General features: G+C 72.0%; 29 protein-coding genes. 20 read left to right on the plus strand and 9 right to left on the minus strand.

From position 1 onward, the window contains the following. Positions 1-4: 4 nt before the first annotated feature. Positions 5-1,306 carry a TRAP transporter large permease subunit gene (locus VQH23_RS19220; protein ID WP_338662333.1) on the plus strand — a complete coding sequence of 434 codons (1,302 nt, stop codon included), beginning with the start codon at positions 5-7 and terminating at the stop codon, positions 1,304-1,306. Between the two features lie 40 nt (positions 1,307-1,346). Here the strand turns inward: VQH23_RS19220 and VQH23_RS19225 are convergent, their stop codons facing one another. Next, positions 1,347-1,718, minus strand: a complete 372-nt coding sequence (locus VQH23_RS19225) for a hypothetical protein (protein WP_338662334.1) — start codon at positions 1,716-1,718, stop codon at positions 1,347-1,349. Positions 1,719-1,862: 144 nt separating this feature from the next. Between VQH23_RS19225 and VQH23_RS19230 the strand changes: the two genes are divergently transcribed. Then, positions 1,863-3,134 carry a TAXI family TRAP transporter solute-binding subunit gene (locus tag VQH23_RS19230; protein ID WP_338662335.1) on the plus strand — a complete coding sequence of 424 codons (1,272 nt, stop codon included), beginning with the start codon at positions 1,863-1,865 and terminating at the stop codon, positions 3,132-3,134. Positions 3,135-3,137: 3 nt separating this feature from the next. Further along, positions 3,138-3,602 (plus strand): large conductance mechanosensitive channel protein MscL, encoded by a 465-nt coding sequence (gene mscL / locus VQH23_RS19235; RefSeq protein ID WP_338662336.1) that lies wholly within the window; start codon positions 3,138-3,140, stop codon positions 3,600-3,602. A 16-nt stretch (positions 3,603-3,618) separates the two neighbouring features. On the opposite strand, the gene VQH23_RS19240 is transcribed toward mscL, so the two are convergent. Beyond that, on the minus strand, positions 3,619-4,917 hold the full coding sequence (locus VQH23_RS19240; RefSeq protein ID WP_338662337.1) for a DUF445 domain-containing protein: 1,299 nt from the start codon (positions 4,915-4,917) through the stop codon (positions 3,619-3,621). Between the two features lie 92 nt (positions 4,918-5,009). Between VQH23_RS19240 and VQH23_RS19245 the strand changes: the two genes are divergently transcribed. The 3 genes from VQH23_RS19245 to VQH23_RS19255 are packed head-to-tail and all read left to right on the plus strand — an operon-like array spanning position 5,010 to position 6,734. Further along, positions 5,010-5,135, plus strand: coding sequence for a hypothetical protein (locus VQH23_RS19245; RefSeq protein ID WP_338662338.1), 126 nt, complete (start codon positions 5,010-5,012; stop codon positions 5,133-5,135). Next, a complete protein-coding gene (locus tag VQH23_RS19250) occupies positions 5,132-5,860 on the plus strand; it encodes an ABC transporter ATP-binding protein (RefSeq protein ID WP_338662339.1) in 729 nt (242 codons plus the stop codon). Before VQH23_RS19245 ends, VQH23_RS19250 begins: the two co-directional genes overlap by 4 nt. Before the next feature lie 4 nt (positions 5,861-5,864). Next, positions 5,865-6,734 (plus strand): metal ABC transporter permease, encoded by an 870-nt coding sequence (locus VQH23_RS19255; RefSeq protein ID WP_338662340.1) that lies wholly within the window; start codon positions 5,865-5,867, stop codon positions 6,732-6,734. A 7-nt stretch (positions 6,735-6,741) separates the two neighbouring features. Here VQH23_RS19255 and VQH23_RS19260 read toward each other — a convergent pair whose 3' ends face one another. Beyond that, positions 6,742-7,338, minus strand: a complete 597-nt coding sequence (locus tag VQH23_RS19260; RefSeq protein ID WP_338662341.1) for a YqhA family protein — start codon at positions 7,336-7,338, stop codon at positions 6,742-6,744. A gap of 110 nt (positions 7,339-7,448) precedes the next feature. On the opposite strand from VQH23_RS19260, the gene VQH23_RS19265 reads away from it, so the two are divergent. From VQH23_RS19265 to VQH23_RS19285, 5 genes are all read left to right on the plus strand, one after another. Next, positions 7,449-7,667: a hypothetical protein gene (locus VQH23_RS19265; protein ID WP_338662342.1), complete on the plus strand. Its 219-nt coding sequence runs from the start codon at positions 7,449-7,451 to the stop codon at positions 7,665-7,667. Positions 7,668-7,709: 42 nt separating this feature from the next. Beyond that, positions 7,710-8,060, plus strand: a complete 351-nt coding sequence (locus VQH23_RS19270) for a RidA family protein (protein WP_338662343.1) — start codon at positions 7,710-7,712, stop codon at positions 8,058-8,060. Positions 8,061-8,084: 24 nt separating this feature from the next. Next, positions 8,085-9,029, plus strand: coding sequence for a potassium channel family protein (locus VQH23_RS19275; RefSeq protein ID WP_338662344.1), 945 nt, complete (start codon positions 8,085-8,087; stop codon positions 9,027-9,029). A gap of 99 nt (positions 9,030-9,128) precedes the next feature. Continuing rightward, positions 9,129-10,130: an NAD-dependent epimerase/dehydratase family protein gene (locus VQH23_RS19280; RefSeq protein WP_338662345.1), complete on the plus strand. Its 1,002-nt coding sequence runs from the start codon at positions 9,129-9,131 to the stop codon at positions 10,128-10,130. Positions 10,131-10,140: 10 nt separating this feature from the next. Next, positions 10,141-11,289, plus strand: a complete 1,149-nt coding sequence (locus VQH23_RS19285; RefSeq protein ID WP_338662346.1) for a DegT/DnrJ/EryC1/StrS family aminotransferase — start codon at positions 10,141-10,143, stop codon at positions 11,287-11,289. A 4-nt stretch (positions 11,290-11,293) separates the two neighbouring features. Here the strand turns inward: VQH23_RS19285 and VQH23_RS19290 are convergent, their stop codons facing one another. Beyond that, complete coding sequence (locus VQH23_RS19290; RefSeq protein WP_338662347.1) at positions 11,294-12,037, minus strand: sulfite exporter TauE/SafE family protein; 744 nt, start codon at positions 12,035-12,037, stop codon at positions 11,294-11,296. Between the two features lie 122 nt (positions 12,038-12,159). Between VQH23_RS19290 and VQH23_RS19295 the strand changes: the two genes are divergently transcribed. Next, positions 12,160-12,879, plus strand: a complete 720-nt coding sequence (locus VQH23_RS19295) for a helix-turn-helix transcriptional regulator (protein ID WP_338662348.1) — start codon at positions 12,160-12,162, stop codon at positions 12,877-12,879. Here VQH23_RS19295 and serB read toward each other — a convergent pair. Continuing rightward, entirely contained in the window at positions 12,849-13,742 is an 894-nt protein-coding gene (gene serB, locus VQH23_RS19300; protein WP_338662349.1) for a phosphoserine phosphatase SerB, read from the minus strand. The genes VQH23_RS19295 and serB overlap by 31 nt on opposite strands. Positions 13,743-13,770: 28 nt before the next feature. On the opposite strand from serB, the gene miaA reads away from it, so the two are divergent. From miaA to ilvC, 4 genes are read left to right on the plus strand one after another with little or no spacing between them, the layout of a single operon-like run. Then, positions 13,771-14,733 (plus strand): tRNA (adenosine(37)-N6)-dimethylallyltransferase MiaA, encoded by a 963-nt coding sequence (gene miaA, locus VQH23_RS19305; RefSeq protein ID WP_338662350.1) that lies wholly within the window; start codon positions 13,771-13,773, stop codon positions 14,731-14,733. A 60-nt stretch (positions 14,734-14,793) separates the two neighbouring features. Continuing rightward, positions 14,794-16,587, plus strand: a complete 1,794-nt coding sequence (locus VQH23_RS19310) for an acetolactate synthase 3 large subunit (protein ID WP_338662351.1) — start codon at positions 14,794-14,796, stop codon at positions 16,585-16,587. Between the two features lie 2 nt (positions 16,588-16,589). After that, on the plus strand, positions 16,590-17,117 hold the full coding sequence (gene ilvN / locus VQH23_RS19315) for an acetolactate synthase small subunit (protein WP_338662352.1): 528 nt from the start codon (positions 16,590-16,592) through the stop codon (positions 17,115-17,117). A gap of 60 nt (positions 17,118-17,177) precedes the next feature. Beyond that, entirely contained in the window at positions 17,178-18,194 is a 1,017-nt protein-coding gene (ilvC, locus tag VQH23_RS19320; protein ID WP_209372311.1) for a ketol-acid reductoisomerase, read from the plus strand. 41 nt (positions 18,195-18,235) lie between these two features. Here ilvC and VQH23_RS19325 read toward each other — a convergent pair whose 3' ends face one another. After that, the gene (locus VQH23_RS19325; protein WP_338662353.1) at positions 18,236-19,213 is read right to left on the minus strand and encodes a CHAD domain-containing protein; all 978 of its coding nucleotides are present in this window, start codon (positions 19,211-19,213) and stop codon (positions 18,236-18,238) included. A 341-nt stretch (positions 19,214-19,554) separates the two neighbouring features. Here VQH23_RS19325 and VQH23_RS19330 point away from each other — a divergent pair, with 341 nt between their 5' ends. Continuing rightward, positions 19,555-21,141: a 2-isopropylmalate synthase gene (locus tag VQH23_RS19330; RefSeq protein ID WP_338662354.1), complete on the plus strand. Its 1,587-nt coding sequence runs from the start codon at positions 19,555-19,557 to the stop codon at positions 21,139-21,141. Between the two features lie 37 nt (positions 21,142-21,178). Here VQH23_RS19330 and VQH23_RS19335 read toward each other — a convergent pair whose 3' ends face one another. The 3 genes from VQH23_RS19335 to VQH23_RS19345 all read right to left on the minus strand — a co-directional run bounded on the left by VQH23_RS19335 (position 21,179) and on the right by VQH23_RS19345 (position 23,608). Continuing rightward, positions 21,179-22,006, minus strand: a complete 828-nt coding sequence (locus tag VQH23_RS19335) for a nucleotidyltransferase domain-containing protein (protein ID WP_338662355.1) — start codon at positions 22,004-22,006, stop codon at positions 21,179-21,181. 104 nt (positions 22,007-22,110) lie between these two features. Continuing rightward, positions 22,111-23,196 (minus strand): amidohydrolase family protein, encoded by a 1,086-nt coding sequence (locus VQH23_RS19340; RefSeq protein ID WP_338662356.1) that lies wholly within the window; start codon positions 23,194-23,196, stop codon positions 22,111-22,113. Between the two features lie 169 nt (positions 23,197-23,365). Next, complete coding sequence (locus VQH23_RS19345) at positions 23,366-23,608, minus strand: hypothetical protein (protein ID WP_338662357.1); 243 nt, start codon at positions 23,606-23,608, stop codon at positions 23,366-23,368. Positions 23,609-23,827: 219 nt separating this feature from the next. Here VQH23_RS19345 and VQH23_RS19350 point away from each other — a divergent pair, with 219 nt between their 5' ends. From VQH23_RS19350 to mreD, 3 genes are all read left to right on the plus strand, one after another. Beyond that, a complete protein-coding gene (locus tag VQH23_RS19350; protein WP_338662358.1) occupies positions 23,828-24,871 on the plus strand; it encodes a rod shape-determining protein in 1,044 nt (347 codons plus the stop codon). 139 nt (positions 24,872-25,010) lie between these two features. Next, on the plus strand, positions 25,011-25,880 hold the full coding sequence (gene mreC / locus VQH23_RS19355) for a rod shape-determining protein MreC (RefSeq protein ID WP_338662359.1): 870 nt from the start codon (positions 25,011-25,013) through the stop codon (positions 25,878-25,880). Positions 25,881-25,898: 18 nt separating this feature from the next. After that, complete coding sequence (gene mreD, locus VQH23_RS19360) at positions 25,899-26,438, plus strand: rod shape-determining protein MreD (RefSeq protein WP_338662360.1); 540 nt, start codon at positions 25,899-25,901, stop codon at positions 26,436-26,438. Positions 26,439-26,447: the final 9 nt, after the last annotated feature.

Raw genomic sequence — 26,447 nt, forward strand, 5'->3', positions numbered from 1 at the left:
CGACATGGGCCTTATCGAGCTCGCCGGCCTGCTCCTTCTGCTGCTGGGCCTGTTCCTGGCCGGCGGTCTCTGGATCGGGATGAGCCTCGCCTTCGTCGGCTTCGTCGCCATGACCTTCGTGCACCCGCAGCCCGGCACCTACCTCGCCACCTCCTTCTGGGAGGCGACGGGATCCTGGACGCTGGCGGCGCTGCCGATGTTCGTCTGGATGGGCGAAATCCTGTTCCGCACGAAGCTGTCGGAGGAGCTGTTCAACGGCCTCGCGCCCTGGGTACGGCGCATCCCCGGGCGGCTGCTGCACGTGAACATCCTGGCCTGCGGCATCTTCGGCTCCGTCTCCGGGTCGTCGGCCGCCACCTGCGCCACCGTCTCGAAGATCGCGCTGCCGGAGTTGAAGCGGCGCGGCTACGACGAGGACGTGGCGATCGGCAGCCTCGCCACCTCCGGCACGCTGGGGATCATGATCCCGCCCTCCATCATCATGGTGGTCTATGCCGTGGCGGCGGAGGTCTCGATCGTCCGGGTCTTCATCGCCGGCTGCATTCCCGGGTTGATCGTGATGGCGCTGTTCAGCCTCTACATCGCCGTCTGGGCGCTGCTGAACCCGCGAAAGCAGCCGCCGATGGAGCCGCGCCTCCCCTTCGCGGAAAAGATGCGGCAATCCGCGCAGCTCATTCCCTGCGCGCTGCTCATCATCGGCGTGATCGGCTCCATGTTCGTCGGCTGGGCGACGGCGACGGAGGCGGCGGCCTTCGGCGTGCTGGGCAGCCTGCTGCTGGCCGCCGTGACGCGCTGCCTGACCTGGGAGAGCTTCCGGGACAGCCTGACGGGCGCCACCCGCCTCTCCTGCATGATCATGTTCATCCTGGCCGGCGCCGCCTACCTGACGAAGGCCATGGCGCTGACGGGCATCCCCGCCGCACTGGCGGCCGCGGTGGCCTCCCTCGGCCTCGGCCCCTACGGGATCATCGCGATGCTGACGGTGGTCTACGTGATTCTCGGCGCGGCGCTGGACGGGACCTCGATGATCGTCCTTACCACCTCCATCGTCATCCCCATGATCCAGGCGGCCGGCTTCGACCTGGTGTGGTTCGGGATCTTCATCGTGCTGCTGGTGGAGATCGCGGAGATCACGCCGCCGGTGGGCTTCAACCTTTTCGTCATGCAGACCATGACGGGGAAGGAGCAGACGGCGGTGGCGAGGGCCTCGCTGCCCTTCTTCCTGATGCTGGTGGTGACGGTGGCCGTCATCACCGTCTGGCCGGCGACCGTCACATGGCTGCCGGATGTCGTGCTGAGCCGCTAGAGGAGGGGGCGCCGTGGAGGTCCAGCGGCGCCCCGCCCACTCACATGACAGGGCGCAGGGAGCCGTCGGCGCCGCGCTCGTACACCGCGCCACCGCCCATGTAGGCCGCGTCGGAGCCCTGGGCCCGGGAGGCGGCGCGGGCACGGCGCGCCTGGCGCATGGAGCGGCGCTCGCCGCGGTAGCTCTGGCGCGCCATCGGGGCGGAGGAGCCCGCGGCGGATCCGCCCACCGCCGTGCGGCCGGCCGGCGCCATCGAGCCGTCCGACATCGCCGGCGCGCGGGTGGAGCCGCCCGGCAGCGGGGCGCCCGGCGGGATCATGTCGCTCTGGGCCTGGGCGAAGGCGCCGGGGGCAGCGCCGAGGACGGCGCCGAAGGCGCAGACGGCGGCGAGAAGCGCGAACTTGCGGGACATGCCTGTCTCCTGATCTCTGACTCCACCCTCCGGCCGGATTGGCCGCCGTGGCGGATCGGCAACGCAACGTGGCTTCCGGGCACAGGGTTTCCGCGGGGCGCGGCGGGGCGGCAACCCCGGCAGGGAAGCGTCGTTGCGGCAGGCATGTGGGAACCGGTCAAAGCCTTCCTCCGCAGCTGGGGGCTGGTCATCGTCATCACCGTGGTGGGGCTGGCGATCGCCTGGCGCTTCGTCTCGCCGGCGCCGCCGGAGACTGTGCGGCTCGCCGTGTCAGCCAATCCGCAGAGCGTCTACTCCGAGACGATGGAGGCCTATGCGCGGCGGCTCGAGGCCGAGGAGTTCAAGGTGGAACGGGTGCCCACTCAGGGTTCCGCCGACAACGCCCGGCTGCTGCGGGAGGGGAAGGTGGACCTCGCCCTCGTCCAGGGCGGTGTCGCGCCGGCGGTCGGGGCGGATCGCCTGGTCTCCCTCGGCCAGGTCTTCTTCGAGCCGGCCTGGTTCTTCATCCGCGCGCAGCAGGGCGGCGGCAGCCCGGTGCAGGCGCTGCGCGGCCAGCGCGTGGCCATCGGGCCGGAGGGCAGCGGCACGCGCATCCTCGCCCTCGCGCTGCTCGCGGCGAACGGGCTGGGCGCGGACGCGATCCAGGCCGATCCGCTGGCGGGCAACGAGGCGGCCGAGGCCCTCGCTTCCGGCCAGGTGCAGGCCGTGGTCCTCGTCTCGGCCCGGCCGAACGACGCGATCAACAGGCTGATGCGGACGCCGGGCGTGACCCTGCTGAACTTCGCCAGCCGCGCGGACGCCTACGCCGCGAACCTGCCCTATTTGAATCCTGCGCGCCTGCCGAATGGCGGGCTGAGCCTGCAGGAGGACTTGCCTCGGGGCGACGTGGTGATGATGGCCCCTGCCGCCTCCGTGCTGGCGCGGGACGACCTCAACCCGCAGATCGCCGTGCTGATGACGCAGATACTGAGCGACACGCACAAGCGGCGCACCCTCTTCTCGGCCGAGGGCCGCTTTCCGTCCGGGCTGAACCACGAGGTGCCGCTGCAGGAGGATGCGGAGCGCTTCTACGAGCGCGGCCCGAGCTTCCTGCAGAGCTACCTGCCCTTCTGGCTGGCGGTCACGGTGGACCGGCTCTGGGTGCTGGCGATCCCCCTGGTGACGCTGCTGCTGCCGCTGATCCGCATCGCGCCCTCCATCTACACCTGGCAGATGGACCGGCAGCTCTGGGCCATCTACGAGAAGGTGCGGAAGGTGGAGGACCAGAGCGAGAAGGGCCTGTCCATGCAGACCGCGGCGAAGCTGGATGCGCTGGACAAGGAGGCGGAGAAGCTGAAGCTGCCCGACAGCTACTCCGACAAGATCTATGAACTTCGCCGCCACATCGCCTTCGTGCGCGAGAGGCGGGCGGCCTGAACGATGGACCTGCCCCTCCGCAAGCCCGGCTGGCTCGACGACTTCCGGGCCTTCATCGCCCGGGGGAACGTGATCGACCTCGCGGTCGGCGTGGTGATCGGCGCGGCCTTCACCACGATCGTCAACAGCCTTGTCGAGGACCTGCTGAATCCGATCATCGGGCTGCTGGTGGGCGGGATCGACTTCTCCAACCTCTTCGTCGTCATCTCCGGGGAGCGGGGGGCGTCGCTCGCGGCGACGCGCCAGTCCGGCGCTGCGGTGCTGGCGGTCGGCCAATTCATCAATGCCGTCATCAAGTTCGTCATCGTCGCCTTCGCCGTGTTCTGGCTCGTGCGCCTGGCGAAGCGCCTCTATGCGACGCCCGAGAAGGAGACGGGGCCGACGCGGGACCAGATGCTCCTGCAGGAGATCCGGGACGAACTGCGGGCGGCGCGGGAAGGGCGCCCCCGGGGTCCGGACGCGCCCTGAGCCGCCCGCGGGGGGCTCAGAAGGCCACCCTGCCGAAGATCGCGTGCAGCAGAGCGAAGATCGTCCCGCCCGCCAGCGCCCCGACGACCGTCCCGTTGATCCGCACGTACTGCAGGTCGCGCCCCACCCGCAGTTCTATCTTGTCCACCACCGTGGCCGTGTCCCATCCCGCCACCACCTCCGCGATGAATCCGGAGATGCGGCCCTGGGCGGCGGGCAGCACCGCCAGCAGCGTCGTCTCGATGAAGCCGTCCACCCGGGCGCGGGCGGCGGGGTCGGCCTCCAGCAGGTCGCCGAGGTTGGAGAGGGTGCCGGCGATGAGGGCGACGGTCCGCCCCTCCGGCCGGGCCGCATCCGCCTCCAGCGCGCCGCGCAGGCGGCCCCAGGCGTCCATCAGCCAGGCGGCGACGGCGGGGTGGGCCAGGGCGCCGCGCAGGGCGGCGCCGATCGCCTCGGCGCGAGCGGGGTCGTTCTCCAGCCGGTCGATCTCCGCCTCAAGCCAGGCGTCGAAGGCGGCGCGCAGGTCGCTGTCGCCCGGCTCCATCTTCTCCAACTCCGCGTTAAGGGCGGCGAGGACGCGGCGGGCCACGGCGGCGCCCGCCACCCAGCCCACCAGCGCCCCGCCCTCGGCCCGAACCCGCTCGGCCACGGCGGTCTTCAGGCTGTCCTGCTTCGACGCGACCAGCGTCTTGATATGGGTGAGGGCGAGGCCGAACACCTCCTGGTGGCGGCCGCCCTGCACCAACAGCCGCAGCGCGCGGGCCGTCAGCCGGGCGGCGGCGGGGCCGGAGACCATGCGGGGCAGCAGCCGTAACAGCAGCCGCCGCGCGCGCCCGTCCTCCAGGCTGCGGAGGATGCGGGGGAGGGAGGCGGCGATCGCCTCGGCCGCCGGGCGCACCCGCTCGGGGTCGGAGAGGAAGCGGCGGAGCAGGGCGGGGGCGTCGATCCGCCCGGACACCCGGCGCACCTCCGCCTCCGTCAGCACGTGGTTCGCCACGAAGCGGCCGAGCCCCTGGCCGAGCCGCGCCTTCTGGGTGGGGATAATGGCCGTGTGCGGGATGGGCAGGCCCAGCGGGCGGCGGAACAGGGCGGTGACGGCGAACCAGTCCGCCAGCCCGCCCACCAGCCCGGCCTTGGCCGAAGCCTGGAGAAGGTCCGTCCAGTAGCCCGGCGGCAGGGCGTAGGAGCCGAGGGTAACGCCCGCCATTCCCGCCAGCAGGCCGGTGGCGAGGGTCTTGTGGCGGCTGAGGCGGGCGCGGAGCTCGGCCTCGTCGGAGAAGATGCGGGGCGGGGCAGGCGGGGGCGACATGTCCATCGTGGCGGGGAGAGTGGCGATTGCCGGCGGGCATCTCCAGGGCACGGGCGTTGAAGCCTGCGTGGCCGGGCGCTATGTTATGTCGTAACACCATGCCCTCCCTTCCCACCCTCACCGATCCCCTGGCCCTCTCGGCCGGCGCCCTGCCGCGGCTGGCCTGGGCGGCGCTCGTCTCCGCGTTTCTCTGGGGCGCGGTCTTCTGGGCCCTCCTGGCGTGAGCGGCGCGATCCGCCTCCGCGACGTCACCCTGTCGCATGACCGGCACCCGGCGGTGCACCACGTCTCCGGCGAGTTCGCGCCGGGGAGCCTGACCGCCATCGTGGGTCCGAACGGGGCGGGCAAGACGACCCTGCTGCGCGCCATCGCCGGGTTGCACCCGGTGGATGAGGGCCGGATCGATCGGCCCGGGCGCATCGCGCTGCTGCCCCAGATGTCGGCGCTGGACCGGAGCTTCCCGATCTCCTGCCTCGATGTCGCGATGCTCGGCCACTGGCGGCGCTGCGGCGCCTTCGGGGCCGTCGCCCCCGTCGCGCGGGCGCAGGCGGAGGCGGCGCTGGATGCCGTGGGGCTGGGCGGCCTCGCGCGCCGGCCCGTGGGAAGCCTCTCCGCCGGGCAGTTCCAGCGCCTGCTCTTCGCGCGGCTGCTGGTGCAGGACGCGCCGGTGATCCTGCTGGACGAGCCCTTCAACGCCGTGGACGCCCGCACCGCTGCCGACCTGCTGCGGCTGGTGCGGGAATGGCACGGCCAGGGCCGCACGGTGGTGGCCGTGCTGCACGACCTCGACCTGGTGCGGCGGGAGTTCCCGCAGACCCTTCTGCTGGCCCGCGATGCCGTGGCCTGGTGCGGCACGGAGGAGGCGCTGGCCGCCTCCAACCGCCTGCGCGCCCGGATGATGTCCGAGGGCTGGGACGAGGCGGCGGCGGCCTGCGACCGCGCGGCCTGATCCCTTGCTCTACGATCTGCTGATCGGTCCGTTCGCCGAGTTCGGCTTCCTGCGGCGTGCCCTGGTGGGCTGCCTTGCCCTTTCGGTCGCGGCGCCGCCTCTGGGCGTCTTCCTCGTCCTCCGGCGCATGAGCCTGACGGCGGATGTGCTGGCGCACGGCATCCTGCCCGGCGTCGCGGCGGGCTTCATCCTGGCCGGGCTCTCCGTCACCGCCATGTCAGTCGGCGGGTTGGTGGCGGGGCTGGTGGTCACGCTCGGCGCCGGCGCCATCTCCCGCGCCACGGGCGGGCGGGAGGATTCGGCCCTCGCCGCGCTCTACCTCGTCGCCCTGGCGCTCGGCGTGACCATGGTCTCGGCCTCGGCGGGCTCCGTGGAGCTGACGCACCTTCTCTTCGGCAGCGTGCTCGGCGTGGACGACCCGGCGCTGTTCATGATGGCCGGCGTCGCGACGCTGACCCTGCTGGCCCTCTCGCTGGCGTGGCGCCCGCTGGTGCTGGAGTGCTTCGACCCCTCCTTCGCCGCGGCCGAGGGGGCCCGCGGCGGGGCCTGGCACCTGCTCTTCATGGCGCTCGTGGTGCTGAACGTGCTGGCCGCCTTCCAGGCGCTGGGCACGATGATGGCGGTGGGGCTGATGATGCTGCCGGCGGTGGCCGCCCGCCACTGGGCGCGGAGCGTGGGCGGGATGGCCTACGCGTCCTCCGGCATCGCCATCCTGGCCTCCGGCGCAGGCATTCTCGTCTCCTACCACCTGGACGTGCCGACGGGGCCGGCAGTGGTGCTCTCGGCGGGGGTGGCCTGGGCGGCCTCGGTGGTCGCGGGTCCCGTGGACGGGGTGCTGGCCCGGCTATTGCGGCGCCCGCACCTGGCGGGCTAGCCGTTTCTCAGGCCCTGGCGGCGTCCTCGTCCGGACCCGTCTCCGTCCGCTGCGGCCTGCCGGGCAGGGCACCGTCCTTCTGGCCCGTCGGCACCTCGGCGCGCGGCTTGCCTTCTGGCGTTCCCTCCAGCCGGTCGGCGATCGCCAGGGCGAGCACGCCCAGAAGGAAGGCGCCGTGGATGGACAAGGCCCACCAGAGGACGCGGTCCTCCGTCTGCTTGATCTCCAGAAAGAGCTGGAGAAGGTTGATGCCGGAGATGGCGACGAGCGCCGTGGCGAGCTTGATCTTCAGGTTCCCCGGATCGACCTTCGCTACCCAGCTCATGTTCTCCTGCTCCGCCTCGTGCTTCAGGCGCGAGACAAGCGTATCCCAGGAGGAGAGGGCGACGGTGACGATCAGGGCCGCGACCAGCGAGGAATCGAGCAGGTAGAGGATCGCGAGGAGGTTGTCGTGATCCTCGGACACGAAGACCTTGGAGGCGAACTCCCACACCTTCTTCAGGAAGGCCGCCGCATAGGCGGCGAGCGCGGCGATCAGGCCGATGTAGAAGGCAGCCAGCACGTACCGGCTCGCCAGGATAATTCGGTTCAGCAGATCGCCCATGGCAGCGTGCTGGCATGGCCGCCCCGGCCGCGCAATGAACAAGGCAGCGATGGCGGGGCATCGCCGGGCGCTCCGCGGCGTTCCCCCCGTGTTGCGCGCGGGGAGCGACCATGGCGACGAAGTGGGACGAGAGGCTGGAGCGGGCGGCGCAGTCGCGGGGGACGGTCGTGGTCCTCTGCGGCGAGGGCGACAAGGACGAGGTCGTGGAGGCGGCGCGGACGGTCGGCGCTCGCCACGGGCTGACGCCGCAGATCGACCGCCAGCCCGCCGACGGCGTGCGGGTGGGCTATCGCGACGAGAGCAACGTCGGGGACTCGCCGCTGGTCTGACGCCCTGCCGCCTTGCGGCGCTTTTCGAGGGAGAGACTCTGAATGGACATCCGCCGGCTCGCCGAGGAGGAGCGCCTGAGCGGCGCCGTCGTCTCCGGCGGCTTCGTCTTCCTGGCTGGGCAGGTGGCGGACGACGCCACGCTGGACGCGGAGGGGCAGACGGCCGACATCCTGGCCCAGATCGACGCCCTGCTGGCCGAGGCCGGCACGGACAAGCGCGCCCTGCTGCAGGTGCAGATCGTCCTGGCCGACATCGCCGACGCCCCGGCCATGAACCGCGCCTGGGACGCCTGGCTTGACCGCTCCGCCAAGCCCGCGCGGATGACGATCCAGGCCCCGCTGGTGAACCCGGCCTGGAAGGTGGAAATCACCGGGATCGCCCGTGCTCCATGATGGCCGCGCCATGATGCTCCGAACGTGAGGATCGCGGCCGAGGGCGGCTGGCGACGCCCCTTCCTCGCCACCATGGGGCTGGGCGCGCTCGTCGCGGCCGGGGTGGGGGATGGCGGCGCCTGGTTCTCCCTCACCGTGCTGCTGGCGGCGGCGCTGGGCTTCGGGGTCCTGTTCCGCCTCTTCCCGAGGGGCCTGGACTTCGCCCTCGGCGCCGGAATCGGCTTTGCCACCTACGCCGCGCTGTTCTCCGTGATCGGCCGCTCCGCCCTTCCGGACGCCTCGGGTCCGGCCGTCGGGGCGGCGTTCCTGCTGCCGGTCGTCACCTTCCTGCTGGCGGTGATCCGCTGCCGGGGCTCGCTGCGCCGGATCGTGGAGGAGGGCGAGACGCCGGACGAGCTGCACCTGCGCCGGATCGGGCGGGTGCTGCTGCTGCTGGCCCTTGTCGGGGTGGCCAGCCTCTCGCTGCCCGCGAACCGGCTGGGCCCGGCCTGGCAGGATGTGGCGATCATCGGCGGCGCCGCGGTGATCGGCTGGCTCACCGCTCGCGCGGTGCGGGAACTGGTGCGGCTGCTGGTGGACATGGCGCAGCTGCTGGACGCGCTGAGCGGCCGGGCCACCGCCCTGGTGGTGCCCATCGCCGCCTACGCCGCCCTCTTTTCCCTCATCACCATCGTCTTCGCCTGCTTCTTCCGGATCTCGGACGGCCTCTCGCGCCACCCCCTCTTCGCGGGGCCGGACGGGCCGATCCGGCTTGGGTTCCGGGACGCGCTGCACTTCAGCCTCGTGACCATCTCCACCGTGGGCTACGGCGACATCTGGCCCACGGATGACGGGGCGCGGATCCTGGCCGCCGTGGAGGTGCTGGCGGGGCAGGTCCTGCTGCTGTTCGGCTTCTACGAGATCACGCGCAATCGCCTCTCCGACGACGGGGGCGCGGAGGACAAGAATGGTGCGGGCAAGGAGGGTTAGGGGGCTGGACAGACGCCCACCCGCCGCCGCATTTGCGTCCCCGTTTCGCCGCCGCTCCGCTCTATGGGGGTGGGCGGTGCGGCGCGACGGAGATCGATCATGGAAGGGAACTGGCGCGGAAGGCGCGTGCTCGTCACGGGCGGCGCGGGCTTCCTGGGCTCGGCGCTGTGCCACGCCCTGGGCGCGGCGGGCGCGGAGGTGGTGACGCTGGACGCGCTGCTGCCCGGCACGGGCGCGCGGCGCGCCAACCTGGAGGGCAGCGGCGCCCGGCTGGTGGAGGGCGACCTGCGCGACGCCGAGCTGGACGGGCTGACCGAAGGGCTGGACGTGCTGTTCAACATGGCCGGCCAGACCAGCCACGCCGGCAGCATGGCCGATCCCTTCACGGACCTGGCGATCAACGGGCACGCGCAGCTGCGGCTGATCGCGGCGCTGCGGCGGGGATCGCCCCGCGCGCGGGTGGTCCACGCCTCCACCCGGCAGTTCTACGGCCGCCCGCAGGTGCTGCCGGTGCCGGAGAGTCACCCCATCGTCCCGCCGGACGCCAACGGCGTGTCCAAATTCGCCGCCGAGCAGTACTGGCTGCTGGAGGCCCGCGTGCACGGCCGCCCCGTGACCGCGCTGCGGCTGACGAACTGCTACGGCCCGCGCATGCGGGTGATGGATGCGCGCCAGACCTTCCTCGGCATCTGGGTGCGCCGGGTTCTGGAGGGTGAGCCCTTCGAGGTCTGGGGCGGCGCGCAGCTGCGCGACTTCTCCTACGCCGACGACGTGGTGGCCGCCTTCATGGCCGCGGCCGAGGCGCTCGAGAGCCGCCCGGAGGAGGCCTCCGGCCGCTCCTTCAACATCGGGGGCGACGCCCCGATCAGCCTGCAGGCGCTGGGCGACGCCATGGTGGAGGCGGCGGGGGCGGGGCGCTACACCCTGCGCGAGTTCCCGGCCGAGCGGGCCTCCATCGACATCGGTTCCTACCACGCCGACGACCGCGCCTTCCGGGCGCTGACGGGCTGGGCCCCGCGCGTGCCGCTGCCCGAGGGGCTGCGCCGCACCGTGGAGTGGTTCCGGCCGCGCCTCCCCCACTATCTCACCGAAGCCAGCTGAGGAGCGCCCTATGAGCGCGCAGGACACCATCGTTCCACAGGCCGATCTCGGCGCCGCCTACCGCGCGCAGAAGGGGGAGATCGATGCCGCGGTGGCGCGGGTGCTCTCCAGCGGCTGGTACATCCTGGGGCAGGAGGGCGAGGCCTTCGAGGCGGAGTACGCCGCCTGGCTCTCGGCCGGGCAGGGCGCGCCCGCCATGCAGGCGGTGGGCTGCGCCAACGGCACGGACGCGATCGCGCTGATCCTGCGCGGCCTCGGCATCGGGCCGGGCTGCGCGGTCGCCACCGTGTCCCACACCGCCGTCGCGACGGTGGCCGCGATCGAGATGGTGGGCGCGACGCCGGTCCTGATCGACATCGACCCCCGCACCTTCTGCATGGACATGGAGGAGCTGAAGGCCGTGCTGGCGAGCCCGCCGCCCGGCCTGCCGCCGATCCGCGCCGTGGTCCCCGTGCACATCTACGGCCATCCCTGCGACCTGGACGCCATGCTGGAGACCTGCCGGAGCGCGGGCGTCGCGGTGGTGGAGGACTGCGCGCAGGCGCATGGCGCGCGCCTCGGCGGCCGGATGGTCGGGACGATCGGCGACGCGGCGGCCTTCAGCCTCTATCCCACCAAGAACCTCGGCGCGCTCGGCGATGGCGGCATCACCGCCACGCCGGACGCGGCGCTGGCGAGGCGCATGGCGGCCCTCCGGCAGTACGGCTGGCACACCCGCTACATCTCGGACGAGCCGGGCGTGAACTCCCGCCTCGACGAGATGCAGGCCGCCATCCTGCGCGTGCGGCTGCCGGGGCTGGACGCGAACAACGCCCGCCGCCAGGCGATCGCGGCCGCCTATGACGAGGCCCTGGGGGACGGCCCCTACGCCGCGCCCTACCGCGCACCGGGTGTGGAGCACGTCTTCCACCAGTACGTGCTGCGCGTGCCGGAGCGCGAGGCGGTCATGGCGCGGTTGCGGGCCTCCGGCGTAGCGACCGCCGTCCATTATCCCGTGCCGGTGCACGAGCAGGGCGCCTATGCCGGGCGGATCGCCACCGGCCCGAAGGGCTGCGCCGAGACCTCCCGCGCCGCGGCGGAGGTGATGAGCCTGCCGGTCTTCCCGGAGATGACGGGGGCGCAGCTGGACAAGGTCTGCGCGGCGCTGCGGAGCCTCTGAGCGGTCAGCCGAAGCCGCGCGCGATGAGCTGGGCGCCGAGGGCGAGGAGCCCGAAGTAGAACCAGCGGCGGAAGGTCTCCGGGCTGATCCGCTTGCGTGCGGCGTTGCCCAGCGCCATCCCCGCCATCGCGGGAATGAGACAGAGGGCGGAGGCCCAGGCCAGGCCGTCGCTGTAGACGCCGGCCTGCCCGAAGGCGCTGGCGAGGCCGACCATGGTGACCGTGAAGGAGAGGCCGAGCGCCTGCACCATCTGGTCCCGCGGCAGGCCGAGCGAGCCGAGATAGGGCGCCAGGGGAATCACGGACACCCCTGTGGCCCCGGTGACGACCCCCGTGGCGGCGCCGGCCAGCGGCCCGGCCCAGCCCTCGTGCTGCGGCGGCAGGCGGGGGAAGGGGCGGGGGCGCAGGCCGATGGCCGCGTTGGCGATCAGCGCCGCGCCCAGCCCCGCGAGCGCGAGGCGCGGGTTGCCGTTCGTGAGCAGGCCGGAAGCCAGCCAGGTGCAGGTCCCCGCCAGGAGCAGCATCGGCCAGAGGCGCCGGACCATCGCCCCCAGCCCAGGCCCGCTCGCCATCTGCCAGATGTTCGTCACGATGGTCGGGAAGAGCAGCAGCGCCGCCGCCTGCGCCGGCGGGATGGCGGAGCCGAGCAGCCCCATGGCGACGGTGGGCAGGCCCAGCCCGATCACGCCCTTCACGAAGCCCGCCAGGGTGAAGGTGAGCGCGGCGAGGGCGATGAAGGTGATGTCCAAGGCGTCTCTCCCGGTGGCGCCCCGTCAGGCTGCGCCGGGGGCGCCGCGGGATGCTTCGGCACCGGCCGTAGCATGGGCGCGGCGGCGGAGGTATCCGGGAGGGGAACGATCGGGGACGCGCCATGGTCACGACTGCCGCGCTGGCCGAGACCGCCGCCGCATTGGGCGAGCCCGCGCGGGTAGCGATGCTCGGCGCCCTCATGGATGGCCGCGCGCTGACCGCGGGGGAGCTGGCCGCCGTGGCCGGGGTGGCGCCCACCACCGCCAGCGGCCACCTTTCCCGGCTGCTGGAGGCGGGGCTGCTGGCGGTGGAGCGCCAGGGGCGGCACCGCTACCACCGCTTGGCCTCGCCCGAGGTGGCGCGGGTGCTGGAGGGGCTGATGGCGCTCTCCGCCGCGCGCCCCGAGCCGCGCCGCCCCTCGAGGACCGGCCCGCGCGACGCGGCGCTGCGGGAAGCCCGCACCTGCTACGACCACCTGGCCGGGCGGCTGGCCGTGGGCATGGCGGACGCGATGGTGGCGCGCGGGCAGATCCAGCTCTCCCCCGATGGCGGCGCGCTGACGGATGCCGGGGCGGGCTTCCTGCAGGGCCTCGGAGTGGCGGTGCCGGAGGCGCGCGGCCGCCCCTTCTGCCGCCCCTGCCTGGACTGGAGCGAGCGGCGCCCGCACCTGGCCGGCGCGCTGGGCGCCGCGCTGTGTCGGCGCTGCCTGGAGCTGGGCTGGATGCGGCGGGTCTCAGGCTCCCGCGCGCTCGACGTGACCCCGGCCGGCCGGCTGGGGCTGCGGCAAGCCTTCGGGCTGGACCGGGCGGATCAGTCCTCCACGATCTCCGCGGCCCGGTAGCCCTGCACGAAGAGAAGGGCGCGCAGGTCGTTGTGGTCCACCCTTGCGCGGGCCGCGGCGGCCACGATCGGCTTGGCGTGGTAGGCGATGCCCAGCCCCGCGGCGCCGATCATCGCCAGGTCGTTCGCGCCGTCGCCCACCGCCAGGGTGGCGGCCATGGGCAGACCCTTCTCGGCCGCCAGCCGCGTCAGGGTGGCCAGCTTTGCTTCCCTGTCGAACACCGGCTCCTCCACCCGGCCGGCCAGGACGCGGCCATTATCCACCAGCACGTTGGAATGGTGGCTGTGGAAACCGCATTCCGCCGCAACCCGGCCCGTGAAGTAGGTGAAGCCGCCGGAGGCGAGGGCGCAGTGGGCGCCATTGGCCGACATGGTCCGCACCAGCGCCATTGCGCCGGGCATGAGCCGGGTCTCCTTCCAGGTCGCCTCCAGCGCGCCGAGGGAGAGGCCCTTCAGCATCGCCACCCGTTCCCGCAGGGCGGCGGCGAAGTCCAGCTCCCCGTTCATGCTGCGGCGGGTGATCTCGGCCACCTGCTCCTTCAGCCCGGCAAACGCCGCCAGCTCGTCCAGCGTCTCGCTGGTCACGATGGTGCTGTCCATATCGGCGATGAGGAGCCGCTTGCGGCGGCCCTCGGCGGGCCCTGCGATCGCGTCCACCGGCGCGTCGCCGAGCGCGGTGCGGGCGGCGGCGGTCGCCTGGTCGGGGTTAAGGCGGGTGAAGGGCAGGTCCGCCGCCTCGCCCTCGGACAGCCAGTCCGCCGCGCCCAGGTCTGCGCCCAGGGCGTGCAAGGTGGTGCGGACGGGGGCGATCGCCTCGGCCGGGAGCTGCCCCGGGGGTGCGACGAGGGTGAGGACGTGCGACATGGACCGGGTTCATGCCCCCGGACCCGAGATGGAGCAACCTGAGGCCCTTCTGATCGCCGGACCCACCGCCTCCGGCAAGTCCGCCCTGGCGCTGGCCCTGGCCCGCCGCCTGGGCGGGGCGGTGATCAACGCCGACTCGATGCAGGTCTATCGCGAGCTGCGCGTGCTGACCGCCCGGCCGACGCCGGATGAGGAGGGGAGGGCGCCGCACGCTCTCTACGGCGTCCATCCCGCGGCCTCGGCCGCCTCCGTCGCCTGGTGGCGGGCGGCGGCGCTGGCGGAGATGGCGAAGGCGCGGGGGGCGGGGCTGCTGCCGATCCTCTGCGGCGGCACGGGGCTGTACTTCCGATCCCTGACCGTCGGGCTCTCGGAGATGCCGGCGATCCCGGATCCGGTGCGGGAGGAAGCGCGGGGGCTGCTGGCGGAGGAGGGGCCGGCCGCGCTGCACGCCCGCCTGCTGGCGGCCGATCCGGCGAGCGCCGCGCGGCTGCGGCCGACTGACAGCCAGCGCCTCGCCCGCGCTTGGGAGGTGTGGCGGGCGACGGGGCGCGGCATCGCCGCCTGGCAGGCGGATGGGCCGGCGACCGGCCCCGCGCCCTTCGCCTTCCGCGCCATCCTGATTGATCCGCCGCGCGACGCGCTGCGCGCGGCGATCGGCGCGCGGTGGGATGCCATGCTGCGCGCCGGCGCGATGGAGGAGGTGCGCGCCCTGCGCGCGCTGGGGCTGGACCCCGCGCTGCCGGCCATGCGCGCCCACGGCGTGCCGGAGCTCTCCGCGGTCCTGGACGGGCGGCTCTCCCCGGAGGAGGCCGGGGGGCGGGCGACCCTCGCGATCGGGCAGTACACGAAGCGGCAGGCGACTTGGTTCAGGCATCAGCCGCTGGCCGACCCGAGCAGGACGCATATCATCAATGCGCGTATCGGGGGTAAGGCGCAATTTTCGGAAAGTCAAATGGGTAGAATCTTATCATTCATGAAAATGGTTGGTTGACGTGCCGGTTGGCCGCCCGTAGATCAGCCACCCGCGAAACTTTCCCAGGGGAAATGCCGCATGTCCGCCACCGCTCCGGCCCCGACCGATTCCCGCACCCTCACGGGCGCGGAGATCGTCCTCCGCGCGCTGAAGGAGCAGGGCGTAGAGGTCATCTTCGGCTACCCCGGCGGCGCGGTGCTCCCGATTTACGACGCGCTGTTCCAGCAGAACGCCATCCGCCACATCCTGGTCCGGCACGAGCAGGCGGCGGTGCACGCGGCGGAGGGTTACGCCCGCTCCACCGGCAAGGTCGGCTGCGTGCTCGTCACCTCCGGCCCCGGCGCCACCAACGCCGTCACGGGGCTGGTGGACGCGCTGCTGGACTCCATTCCCGTCGTCTGCCTGACCGGGCAGGTGCCCACGCACCTGATCGGCAACGACGCCTTCCAGGAGGCGGACACCACGGGCATCACGCGCCCGGCGACGAAGCACAACTACCTCGTCAAGCGCATCGGCGATCTGGCGCGCACGGTGCACGACGCCTTCTACGTCGCCCGCTCCGGCCGCCCCGGCCCGGTGGTGATCGACCTGCCGAAGGACATCCTGCTGACGCAGGGCACCTACGAGGAGGCGCCGCGCGAGGAGCACCGTTCCTACCGCCCGCAGACCCGGCCGGACGCGGAGTCCATCCGCAAGGCCGTCGCCCTGCTGAAGGGTGCCAAGCGCCCGGTGGTCTATGCCGGCGGCGGCGTGATCAACGCCGGGCCGGAGGCGAGCGAACTGCTGACGGAGTTCGTGCGGATGGCGAACATGCCCTGCACGAACACGCTGATGGGCCTGGGCGTCTTCCCTGCCAGCGACCCGCGCTTCATCGGCATGCTGGGGATGCACGGCACCGTGGAGGCCAACCTGGCCATGCACGGCTGCGACGTGATGTTCAACGTCGGCGCGCGCTTCGACGACCGGGTGACGGGGCGGCTGAATGCCTTCTCGCCGGAATCGAAGAAGATCCACGTCGATATCGACCCGTCCAACATCAACAAGAACGTCAAGGTGGACGTGCCGGTGGTGGGCGACGCCGCCCATGTCCTGCGCGCGATCATCGAGGCCTGGAAGGCGGATGACGCCGAGCAGGACCGCGAGGCGCTGGCGGGCTGGTGGAAGCGGATTGACGAGTGGCGCGCGAAGGACTGCCTGCGCTACGAGCAGAGCGGCTCCATCATCAAGCCGCAGCACGCGGTGAAGCGCCTGTACGAGCTGACGCGCGAGAGCGGGCGCGAGACCTTCATCAGCACCGAGGTGGGCCAGCACCAGATGTGGGCCGCCCAGTACTTCGGCTTCGAGAAGCCGAACCGCTGGATGACCTCGGGCGGGCTCGGCACCATGGGCTACGGGCTGCCGGCCGCCGCCGGCGTGCAGATCGCCCATCCGGACGCGCTGGTGATCGACATCGCCGGCGAGGCGAGCATCCTGATGAACATCCAGGAGATGGGGACGCTGGCGCAGTACCGGCTGCCGGTGAAGGTCTTCATCCTGAACAACGAGTACATGGGCATGGTCCGCCAGTGGCAGGAGCTGCTGCACGGCTCCCGCTACTCGGAAAGCTATTCGGAGGCGCTGCCGGACTTCGTGAAGCTGGCGGAGAGCTTCCACGCGCGCGGCCTGCGCGCGACCGATGCGAGCCACCTGGACGACGTGATCCGCGAGATGATCGCCCATCCCGGCCCTGTCATCGCCGACATCGCCGTCGACCAGAAGGAAAACGTCTTCCCGATGATCCCCTCCGGCGCGGCGCACAACGAGATGATCCTCGGCGCGGGTCAGGCGGGCGGCGTCGCCGGCGTGACGGACGAAGGCAAGGTGCTGGTCTGAGCATGTCGGAGAAGTTGTCGAACGAGGGGCAGCGCACGGCGACCATCGCCGTGCTGGTGGAGAACGAGGCGGGCGTGCTCGCGCGCGTTATCGGCCTCTTCTCCGGCCGGGGCTACAACATCGAGAGCCTGACCGTGGCCCCTGTGGACGAGGAGCGGCGCCTGTCCCGCATCACCGTCGTCACCACCGGCACGGACATGATCATCGAGCAGATCAAGGCACAGCTCGACCGGCTGGTGCCCGTGCACACGGTCTCCGACCTCACCATGGAGGGGCCGCACCTGACGCGGGAGCTGGCGCTGATCAAGGTGGTCGGTCGCGGCGAGGCCCGCATGGAGGCGCTGCGCCTGGGCGACGCCTTCCGCGCCCGCGTGGTGGACGCCAGCCACGAGAGCGCGACCTTCGAGATGACCGGCACCGCCGAGAAGATCGACGCCTTCGTGGCGCTGATGCGGCCGCTGGGTTTGGCGGAGGTGTCCCGCACGGGCGCTGTCGCCATCGCGCGCGGGCCGCGCAGCCTGGCTGCCTAGCCCTGGCGCCTAGTTTGCACTGAGACCCACTTGCACTGAGACCCAGAGGGGAAAGCTGGAATGCGCGTTTACTATGACCGCGATGCGGACGTGAACCTGATCAAGGCCAAGAAGGTCGCGGTCATCGGCTTCGGCAGCCAGGGCCATGCCCACGCGATGAACATGCGCGATTCCGGCGTGAAGGACGTGGTGATCGGCCTGCGCCCCGGCGCTTCCGCGAAGAAGGCCGAGGCCGCCGGCTTCAAGGTGCTGCCGCCGGCCGAGGCCGCGGCCTGGGCCGACGTGGTGATGGTGCTGACCCCGGACGAGGGCCAGGGCGACCTGTATCGCGAACACCTGCACGCCAACCTGAAGGAGGGCGCGGCCCTGGCCTTCGCGCACGGGCTGAACGTGCACTTCAACCTGCTGGACCCGCGCCCGGACATCGACGTGTTCATGATCGCGCCGAAGGGCCCCGGCCACACGGTGCGCGGCGAGTACCAGAAGGGCGGCGGCGTGCCCTGTCTCGTCGCCGTCCACCAGAACCCCTCCGGCAACGGCATGGAGATCGCGCTCTCCTACGCCTCCGCCATCGGCGGCGGGCGGTCCGGCGTGATCGAGACGACCTTCAAGGAGGAGTGCGAGACCGATCTGTTCGGCGAGCAGGCGGTTCTCTGCGGCGGCCTCGTGGAGCTGATCAAGGCGGGCTTCGAGACGCTGGTCGAGGCCGGCTACGCGCCGGAGATGGCCTATTTCGAGTGCCTGCACGAGGTGAAGCTGATCGTCGACCTCATCTATGAGGGCGGCATCGCCAATATGAACTACTCCATCTCGAACACCGCCGAGTATGGCGAGTACGTCACGGGCCCGCGCATCGTGACCTCGCAGACCAAGGCGGAGATGAAGAAGGTGCTGGAGGATATCCAGACCGGCAAGTTCGCCCGCGACTGGATGCTGGAGAACAAGGTGAACCAGGCCAGCTTCAAGGCCACCCGCCGCAAGCTCGCCGAGCACGAGATCGAGCAGGTTGGCGAGCGGCTGCGCGCCATGATGCCCTGGATCAAGAAGAACCAGCTCGTCGATCAGGCGAAGAACTAAGGGATCGGGGGCGGCGGATCGTCCGCCGCCCCCGATCCGCGCTACGCCGCCAGTCGCGGCAGTTCCACATCCTTGAAGGACCGCCAGGCCGCGGGCGTTTCCTCGATGGCGCGCTCCCGCCGCTTGCGGGCCCAGGCGCGCAGCATCTTCCCCTGCGGGGCGACGGAGGGGTCCTCGGCCTCCAGCCGCCGCGTCAGCTCGGCGGCCACCACGGCGTCGTTCAGCGCGCCCAGCTCCTCCTGCAGGCTCTGGCAGGCACGGCGGAAGCTCTTGCGGCCGCTCCCGTGAAGCGGGGCCAGCAGTTCCACCCCGTAGCGCAGCTTCTTCAGCGCCTTCCGCAGCTCGTGCAGCTCCTCCTCCGAGCGCCCGCGGATATGGCGGCCGCGCCGCTGCACCGTGCGGGCCAGCCGTGCCTGAAGCCGGGGCGCCAGCTTGCGGACCGGCTTTGCCAGTTTGCCGTGCCCCTGCGGGGATGAGGGATCCGCCGCGTCCTCGGCCCAGGCGGAGAGGCTCTCGACCGTATTGGTGAAGGCCGGGCCGCTCACCGCCGCGCGGAGCGAGGATTGCGCGGCGGCACGGGCGCGCCGCGCCGCCTCCTCCAGCTTGGCGAGCTCGTGGATCGGCACGCCGTCCACGGCGGCCGCGGGCAGGATCTGGGTGATGAACACGTCCCAGTCTCGCGCCTCCCCGAGAACCTGGCCCAGCCGCCGGAGGCTGGCGTTGAAGCGCTCCTCCGCCTCATCGGGCAGGCCGGGATGGAAGGTGGCGATGACGGCCCGCAGGCGTCGGGCGGCCACGCGCATCTGATGGACGCCCTCGGCCTCTCCCGCGACCGCGGCGGGGCGGTGGGCGGCGAGCGCGGCGAGGGTGGCCCGCACCATGTGGCGGAAGGCCTCGCCGGCGGTGGCATCCGCCGGCCAGTCCGCCGCGTCGGGCAGCTCCGGCCGCGGCGCCCCGCCCGCCCCGTCCTCGGGCGTGTCGGTGGGCGCGGCTTCGGTCTTCGGCCCGTCGATGGGCATGGTGGCTGGCCTCCTCTCGGCTGGGGCCTGGCGGCCCTTGCGGAAAGCACGGCCATGTTGGTGTTGACAGCTTCGCCATCAAGGCGGGAGGCGGCTTGCCCGGCCCCTCCGCACGGCCTAGTGTCCCTTCCATGCAGGCGATGCCCGCCCGTACCGCGCCTCTCCGCTCCGGCCGCCCGGCCGCCGCCCTCGCGCGCTCGGCCCTCGCCCTCCTCCCGCTCCTCCTTCGACTTCGCCGCCCCTGGGCGTGACGCGCGGCTGACAGGCCGGCATCGCTCAGGGGGTTCCCCGGGCCGCGCGCCCGCCTGACATCCACACGGCAGAACGAAGGAACGGCCCCGATGGCCCATAACCACCCGAGCTTCGGCAGCATCGCGGACGACCGCGTCATCATCTTCGACACCACGCTGCGCGACGGCGAGCAATCCCCCGGCTTCTCCATGAACCTGGAGGAGAAGCTGCGCATGGCGGAGAGCCTGGCGGAACTCGGCGCGGACGTGCTGGAGGCCGGCTTCCCCATCGCCAGCCCCGGCGATTTCGACAGCGTGCGCTCCATCGCCCAGCGCTTCGGCAAGGACGGCCCCGTGGTCTGCGGCCTGGCCCGCTCGGCCGATGCCGACATCCTGCGCGCCGCCGAGGCGATCAAGCCCGCCGCCCGCGGCCGCATCCACACCTTCATCTCCACCTCCGAGCTGCACATGCGCGTGAAGCTGCGCATGTCGGACGAGGAGGTGCTGGCCGCCGTGACCCGCAGCGTGACCCTGGCCCGCAACCACACGGACGACGTGGAGTGGTCCGCCGAGGATGGCAGCCGCACGGACATGGATTTCCTGTGCCGCTGCGTGGAGGCCGCCATCAAGGCCGGCGCCACCACCATCAACATTCCGGATACGGTCGGCTACGCCCTGCCGGAGGACATGACCCGCATCTTCTCCACCGTGCGGGAGCGGGTGCCGGGCGCGGATGGGGTGATCTTCTCCACCCACAACCACAACGACCTGGGCCTGGCCGTGGCGAACACCATCGCCGCCATCCGCGCCGGCGCCCGGCAGGTGGAGTGCACCATCAACGGCATCGGCGAGCGCGCGGGCAATGCCGCGCTGGAGGAGGTGGCGATGGCGCTGCGCACGCGCGGCAACGCCATCTCCCGCACCACGAACATCCGGACGCCGAACATCCTCCGCACCTCGCGCCTGCTGGCGACCATCACGGGCTTCGACGTGCAGCCGAACAAGGCGATCGTCGGCCGCAACGCCTTCGCCCATGAATCCGGCATCCACCAGGACGGCGTGCTGAAGGACGCCTCCACCTATGAGATCATGACGCCGGAGAGCGTGGGCTGGGCCACCAATTCCCTGGTGCTCGGCAAGCACTCCGGCCGCGCGGCCTTCCGGGACAAGCTGAAGGCCCTGGGCTACGAGCTGGGCGACAATGCGCTGAACGACGCCTTCCGGCGCTTCAAGGACCTCGCCGACCGCAAGAAGGTCGTCTACGACGAGGACGTGTCGGCGCTGGTGGATGACGAGGTGATCCGCCAGAACGACCGGGTGAAGATCACGGCGCTGACCGTCACCTCCGGCATCAACTCCCGCCCAATGGCCTCCCTGAAGCTGGAGATCGACGGCGAGGAGGTGGAGGGCATCGCCGGCGGCGACGGCGCGGTGGACGCGACGTTCAACGCGATACGCGCGGCTTTCCCGCACGACGTCCAGCTGAAGCTCTACGCCGTGCAGTCTGTCACCGGCGGCACCGATGCGCAGGCGCGCGTGACCGTGCGCTTCGAGGAGAGCGGCAAGCTGGTGGACGGGCAGGGGGCGGATACCGACACCATCGTCGCCTCCGCCCGCGCCTATGTCCACGCGCTGAACAAGCTGCTGGTGAAGCGCGAGCGCACCGCGCCGGCGGAGATGGCGGTCCCGGCGGTCTGACCGGGAAGTCCTCCTGGCGCATCCGGTCGACGCCGGTTCAGCGACGCTGATCGGCCAGGGCCGCGCTCCGGACGAGGAGCTGCTGGGCATCCTGCCGGACCTGCGGCGGAACCTCTTGCTTCGGTTCCGCCGCTACCATGGCGGGAACCCCTTCGAGTTCGTGTGCGATCAGGGCGTGCAGGGGAGGGACGGCCGGCCCCTGACCCATCTCAGGGTTGACGGCCTTCTCCCGCAGGAGCTGGCCAATCGCTTCCCGTTCCGACGACGAGAGGCTCACCTCGCGCAGGAGCGACGGCAGGTCCATAGGTGGAATCTCGCCGGCGTGGCTCCGGAGCCAGCGGAGGGTGAGGGCTGGACGGATCGCGTAGAGGTACTTCTTGCGGGGGAATTCATCCCGCCGGAGCCAGCGCTCATGCACCTGCCGCGCGAGGCTGGCGTAGTGATGGATGGCGGCCGGGCGCGAGGGGATGCTTCGGACCAGGCGCCGGAGCAGGTCTGCCATGGTCTCGTCCTCGGTATAGACGAGCGGCGAGGAGAGCCATTCCCGCAGGGCCTGGTTTCCCTTGAGGGCGAGGTTGATGGCCTTCCGCATGTCCCAGCCCGCCAGGTCCAGATCGTTCGGCAGGGCGCGCTCGATCACGTCGCGGCCGGCCTCGAGCTGCACGAACCATCGTGTCGGGCGGGCGTAGAGGAACCGGACGTCCCAGTCGCTGTCCGGGCTTGCGAAACCCCAGGCCCGAGAGCCGGACTCGACGGCGAAGACGACCTTGACGTCCTCGTCACGCTCGATGATCGCCAACGCCTCGTTCACCGAGCGCCGGTGGTCGGCGTCCAGCGTCGCCTGGTTCCCCTCGGCATCCCGCACGATCGGCTCCTTCTCGATTCCTGGGTTCCCATCGTGCCGAAGCCTGCGCCCTTCCGGCGAGTAGAGATGCCGTCGTGGCCGCCGCGCCGCCGGTCGCGCCGTACTTACGCGCGCAGCCGAGGCATCAGCGCCTCGGCATTGCCGCTCTCGATCGCCCGTAGCGTCGCCTCGTCCAGCCCCAACCCGGCGAGGCCCTGCACCTGCTCGGCGGAGGTCCGGTAGGGAAAGTCCGTCCCGAGCACCACCTGGCTTGCCGGCACCACCTGCAGCAGGCCGCCCATGGCCACGGGGTTGGCCGCCTGGGCCGTGTCGTAGAGGAAGCGGCCGAGCGCTGGCCGCACCCCGCCCGCCAGCTGCGCGCCGGAGGCGGGGATGCGGGCCTGGAACTCGAAGCGCTCGATCAGGAAGGGCGCGGTGCCCCCGGCATGGGAGAGGATGAAGCGGATTTCCGGGAACCGCTTCGCCGTGCCGCTGAACAGCAGGCTGCCGATGGTCCGCGTGGTGTCCGTGCCGTACTCGATCAGCGGGTCGGGGAGGAGGGGCATCTGCAGGTTGGTGCAGCAGGGGGCGGAGATGGGGTGGGTAGCCGCCACCGCCCGCCGCCGGTTCAGCTCCTCGTAGAGCGGCTGGAACAGCGGGTCGCCCAGCCATTTCCCGCCGTAATTGGTGAAGAGCAGCACGCCGTCGGCCTTCAGCACGTCCAGCGCGTAGGCCGCTTCCGCCAGGCTTCCCTCCATGTCCGGCAGGGGCAGGGCGGCGAACGAGCCGAAGCGGCCGGGGTGGCGCTGCATCAGCTCCGCCGCGTACTCGTTGCAGGCCCGCGCCAGCCGGCGCCGCTCCTCCCCCTCCGCAAAGGTCAGCCCGGGGGTGGTGACGGAGAGGATCGCCACGTCGATCCCCGCCGCGTCCATGTCCTCGATCGTCCGCTCCGGCGTCCAGTCCCGCTGGAGGGGGAAGAAGTCCATGCGCCGGAGCACCGCGTCCTTGTAGGCGGGCGGGGTGAGGTGGTGATGCACGTCGATCCGGCGCCGCCGGGCAGGGGCAGGGGCGGAGGGCTGGGACCGGGCAGCGGACGGGATGAAACTCGCGGCACCGGCCGCGAGGGCGGTGCGGAACAGCCCCCGACGGGGCAGGGCGCAGCCGCAGGCACTATCCGGATGGCCTGCCGGCCCGCAGCGAAGGTTCAGCATGGTCCCGCTCCCGTCCCCGGCGCCCGCCTTTTCCGGCGGAGTCGCCGCGGAATGGAACCCCTCCGCCGCAGCGCCACGCAATGCCGTAGGGGCGCGGGCAACGAAAAAGGGCGCCCCCGAGGGGACGCCCTTCCCTGCCACGCCCCCGGGAAGGGGGCGGGAACTGACCTCAGCGCCAGATCGGACGGCCGAGGTTGACGTCGTTGCCGCTGGTCAGCGCGCCGCCGGCCGCACCGGCCGCGCCGCCGATCAGGGCGCCCGTGCCGGCATTGCCGCCGGTGATCGCGGCGACGCCGGCACCGGCGCCGGCGCCGAGCAGGCCACCGGAGACCGCGCGGTCGCCGGTGCTGTAGCCGCAGGCGCCGAGGCCGAGGCCTGCAACGGCGAGGAGGGCGAGGGTGGACTTGCGCATGGTCTGCTTTCCCGTTGTTTCAACTGTGCGACCAGAACGCGACCACCCCGGCCGGGTTGCGCGGCTGTCATGTGCGCCGACATGCGGGGCGTGCACGGGGGAGGCGGGCGTTTCCCGCTTGAGCGGCCCCCTCCTTGCCGCTAGTGACCTCCGCGCCCGGCTCCGGGCCGTTCCAGTCCCGCCCGGACGCCCCCGTTCCAGCCCTGAGGTCCGATCCGCATGTTCTCCCGCCTGTTCGGCTTCCTCTCCGCCGACATGGCCATCGACCTCGGCACCGCGAATACCCTGGTCTACGTCAAGGGCCGCGGGATCGTCCTGAACGAGCCGTCCGTCGTCGCCATCGCCGATATCCGCGGCCGCAAGCAGGTGCTGGCGGTGGGGGAGGAGGCGAAGCAGATGCTCGGCCGCACCCCCGGCAACATCGCCGCCATCCGTCCCCTGCGGGACGGGGTAATCGCCGACTTCGAGGTGGCGGAGGAGATGATCAAGCACTTCATCCGCAAGGTGCACAACCGCCGCTCCTTCGCCTCCCCCATGATCATCGTCTGCGTCCCCTCCGGCTCCACCGCGGTGGAGCGCCGGGCGATCCAGGAGAGCGCGGAGAGCGCCGGCGCCCGGAAGGTACTGCTGATCGAGGAGCCCATGGCGGCCGCGATCGGTGCCGGCCTGCCGGTGACGGAGCCCTCCGGCTCCATGATCGTGGATATCGGCGGCGGAACCACCGAGGTGGCGGTGATCTCGCTGGGCGGGATCGTCTACGCCCGCTCCGTCCGCGTGGGCGGGGACAAGATGGACGAGGCCATCATCTCCTACATCCGCCGGCAGTTTAACCTGCTGATCGGGGAGAGCACGGCCGAGCGCATCAAGATGGAGATCGGCGCCGCCGCCGCCCCGGAGGAGGGGGAGGAGGGCCCGATCACCGAGGTGAAAGGCCGCGACCTGATGAACGGCGTCCCGCGGGAAGTCTACGTCTCCATGCGCCAGATCGCGGAGAGCCTGGCCGAGCCCGTCTCCCAGATCGTGGAGGCGGTGAAGGTGGCGCTGGAGAACACCCCGCCGGAGCTGGCCGCCGACATCGTGGACAAGGGCATCGTGCTGACGGGGGGCGGGGCGCTTCTCTACGGCCTCGACAACGTTCTTCGCGAGGCGACGGGGCTGCCGGTGAGCGTGGCCGAGGAAGCCCTTTCCTGCGTAGCCCTCGGCACGGGTCGCGCGTTGGAAGAGATGAAGCGACTTCGCCACGTCCTCTCCTCCATGTATTAACCTGCGGTGGAAGACGGGGAGTCGCCCGGCCCGGACTTCCATTAAATTTCTTCAGGAACAGCCTTTTAGGGCGGTTTCGTCGTATACGGGATGAGGGGGCCGGGGGTTCCCGAGGGCGTAGTGTGAGGGGGAGATCGGCATGATTCGTCTGAGCGTCCCGCTCCGCCAGGCCCTGGCCCGGCTCTCCGTGCCCGTGCTGATCGCGGCCGCCTTCGGGACGATGCTGCTGGGCAAGGCCGACACCCTGCTGGTGGAGCGCACCCGCATGGCGCTGGCCGACCTGCTCGCCCCCCTCTACGCCGTGGCCGCAGAGCCGATCGGGGCGGTGCGGGGGACCGTCGCGGAGGTCCAGGGCCTGCTGAACCTGCGGCAGGAAACGGCCCGGCTGCGCGAGGAGAACGACCGTCTGCACCGCTGGCAGGCCGCCGCCCTGGCGCTGGAGGCGGAGAACGCCCTACTGCGCCGGCAGCTCACCTTCGTGCCGGACCCTGCCCCGCAGTTCCACACCGCCCGCGTGGTGGCCGACGCCGGCGGCACCTATGCCAAGGCCGTGCTGATCGCGACCGGCCCCTTCCTCCAGGTGCAGAAGGGGCAGGTGGCGCTGGACGAGCGCGGCCTGGCCGGGCGGGTGTCGGAGGTGGGTTCCCGCTCCGCCCGCATCCTGCTGGTGACGGACATGAACAGCCGCATTCCCGTGGTGCTGGAAGGCTCGCGGGCGCGGGCCATGATGGTAGGCACCAACGGCGCCCGGCCGCGGCTGCAGCATTGGCCCTCGGGGATGCAGCCGCAGGAAGGGGATCGCGTGGTCACCTCCGCCGAATCCGCCACCTTCCCGGCCGGGCTGCCGGTCGGCATCGTCCATCTCGGCGAGACGGGCTGGCCGGAGGTCGAGCTCTATGCCCGGCTGGACCGGCTGGACCTGCTGCGGATCTTCGAGTTCGGCCTCGCCGGCATCCTGCCGCCGGAGGCCGTCACGCGCCCGGACCCCTCCGTCCGGCCGCGGCACTAGGGGCGCCAGGGCATGTGGATGACGCGCCGCGGCCGCCCCGCCTCGGCCCCCGGCCTGCTGGCACGGCTGGACGCGCTGGCCCGAGCGGCCGCGCCCAGCGTCTCCACCGTGGCGGCGATGGTCCTCGCCGCCGCGCCGGTGGGGCTGCCGACCCTGGTGCCGGCGGTGGCCCTGGCCGGGGTGTTCTTCTGGAGCCTGTTCCGCCCGGCCTCCATGCCGGCCCCGGCGGTCTTTGGCCTGGGGCTGCTGCAGGACCTGCTGGGCTTCAGCCCGCTCGGCATCGGCGTGCTGACCCTGCTCCTCGTCCACGGCGCGGCACTGCGGGTGCGGCGGGCGCTGGCAAAGCAGTCCTTTCCCCTGGTGTGGCTGGCCTATTGCGGCTTCGCGGTCCTCGCGGTCGGGCTCGGCTACCTGTTGCAGGCCCTGCTGGGCTGGCACCTGCCCCCGACGCCCCCCGCCTTCGCGGGGTTCTGGCTGGCCGTCGGCCTCTACCCGATCCTCGCCTGGCCGATGAGCCTGGCGCACCGGGGCATGCAGCGGGCGGAGGGGCTCGCGTGAGCGCGGCCA

Origin of the sequence: Pararoseomonas sp. SCSIO 73927, from assembly GCF_037040815.1 — a bacterium.
In the GTDB taxonomy this organism is placed as follows: Bacteria; Pseudomonadota; Alphaproteobacteria; order Acetobacterales; family Acetobacteraceae; genus Roseomonas.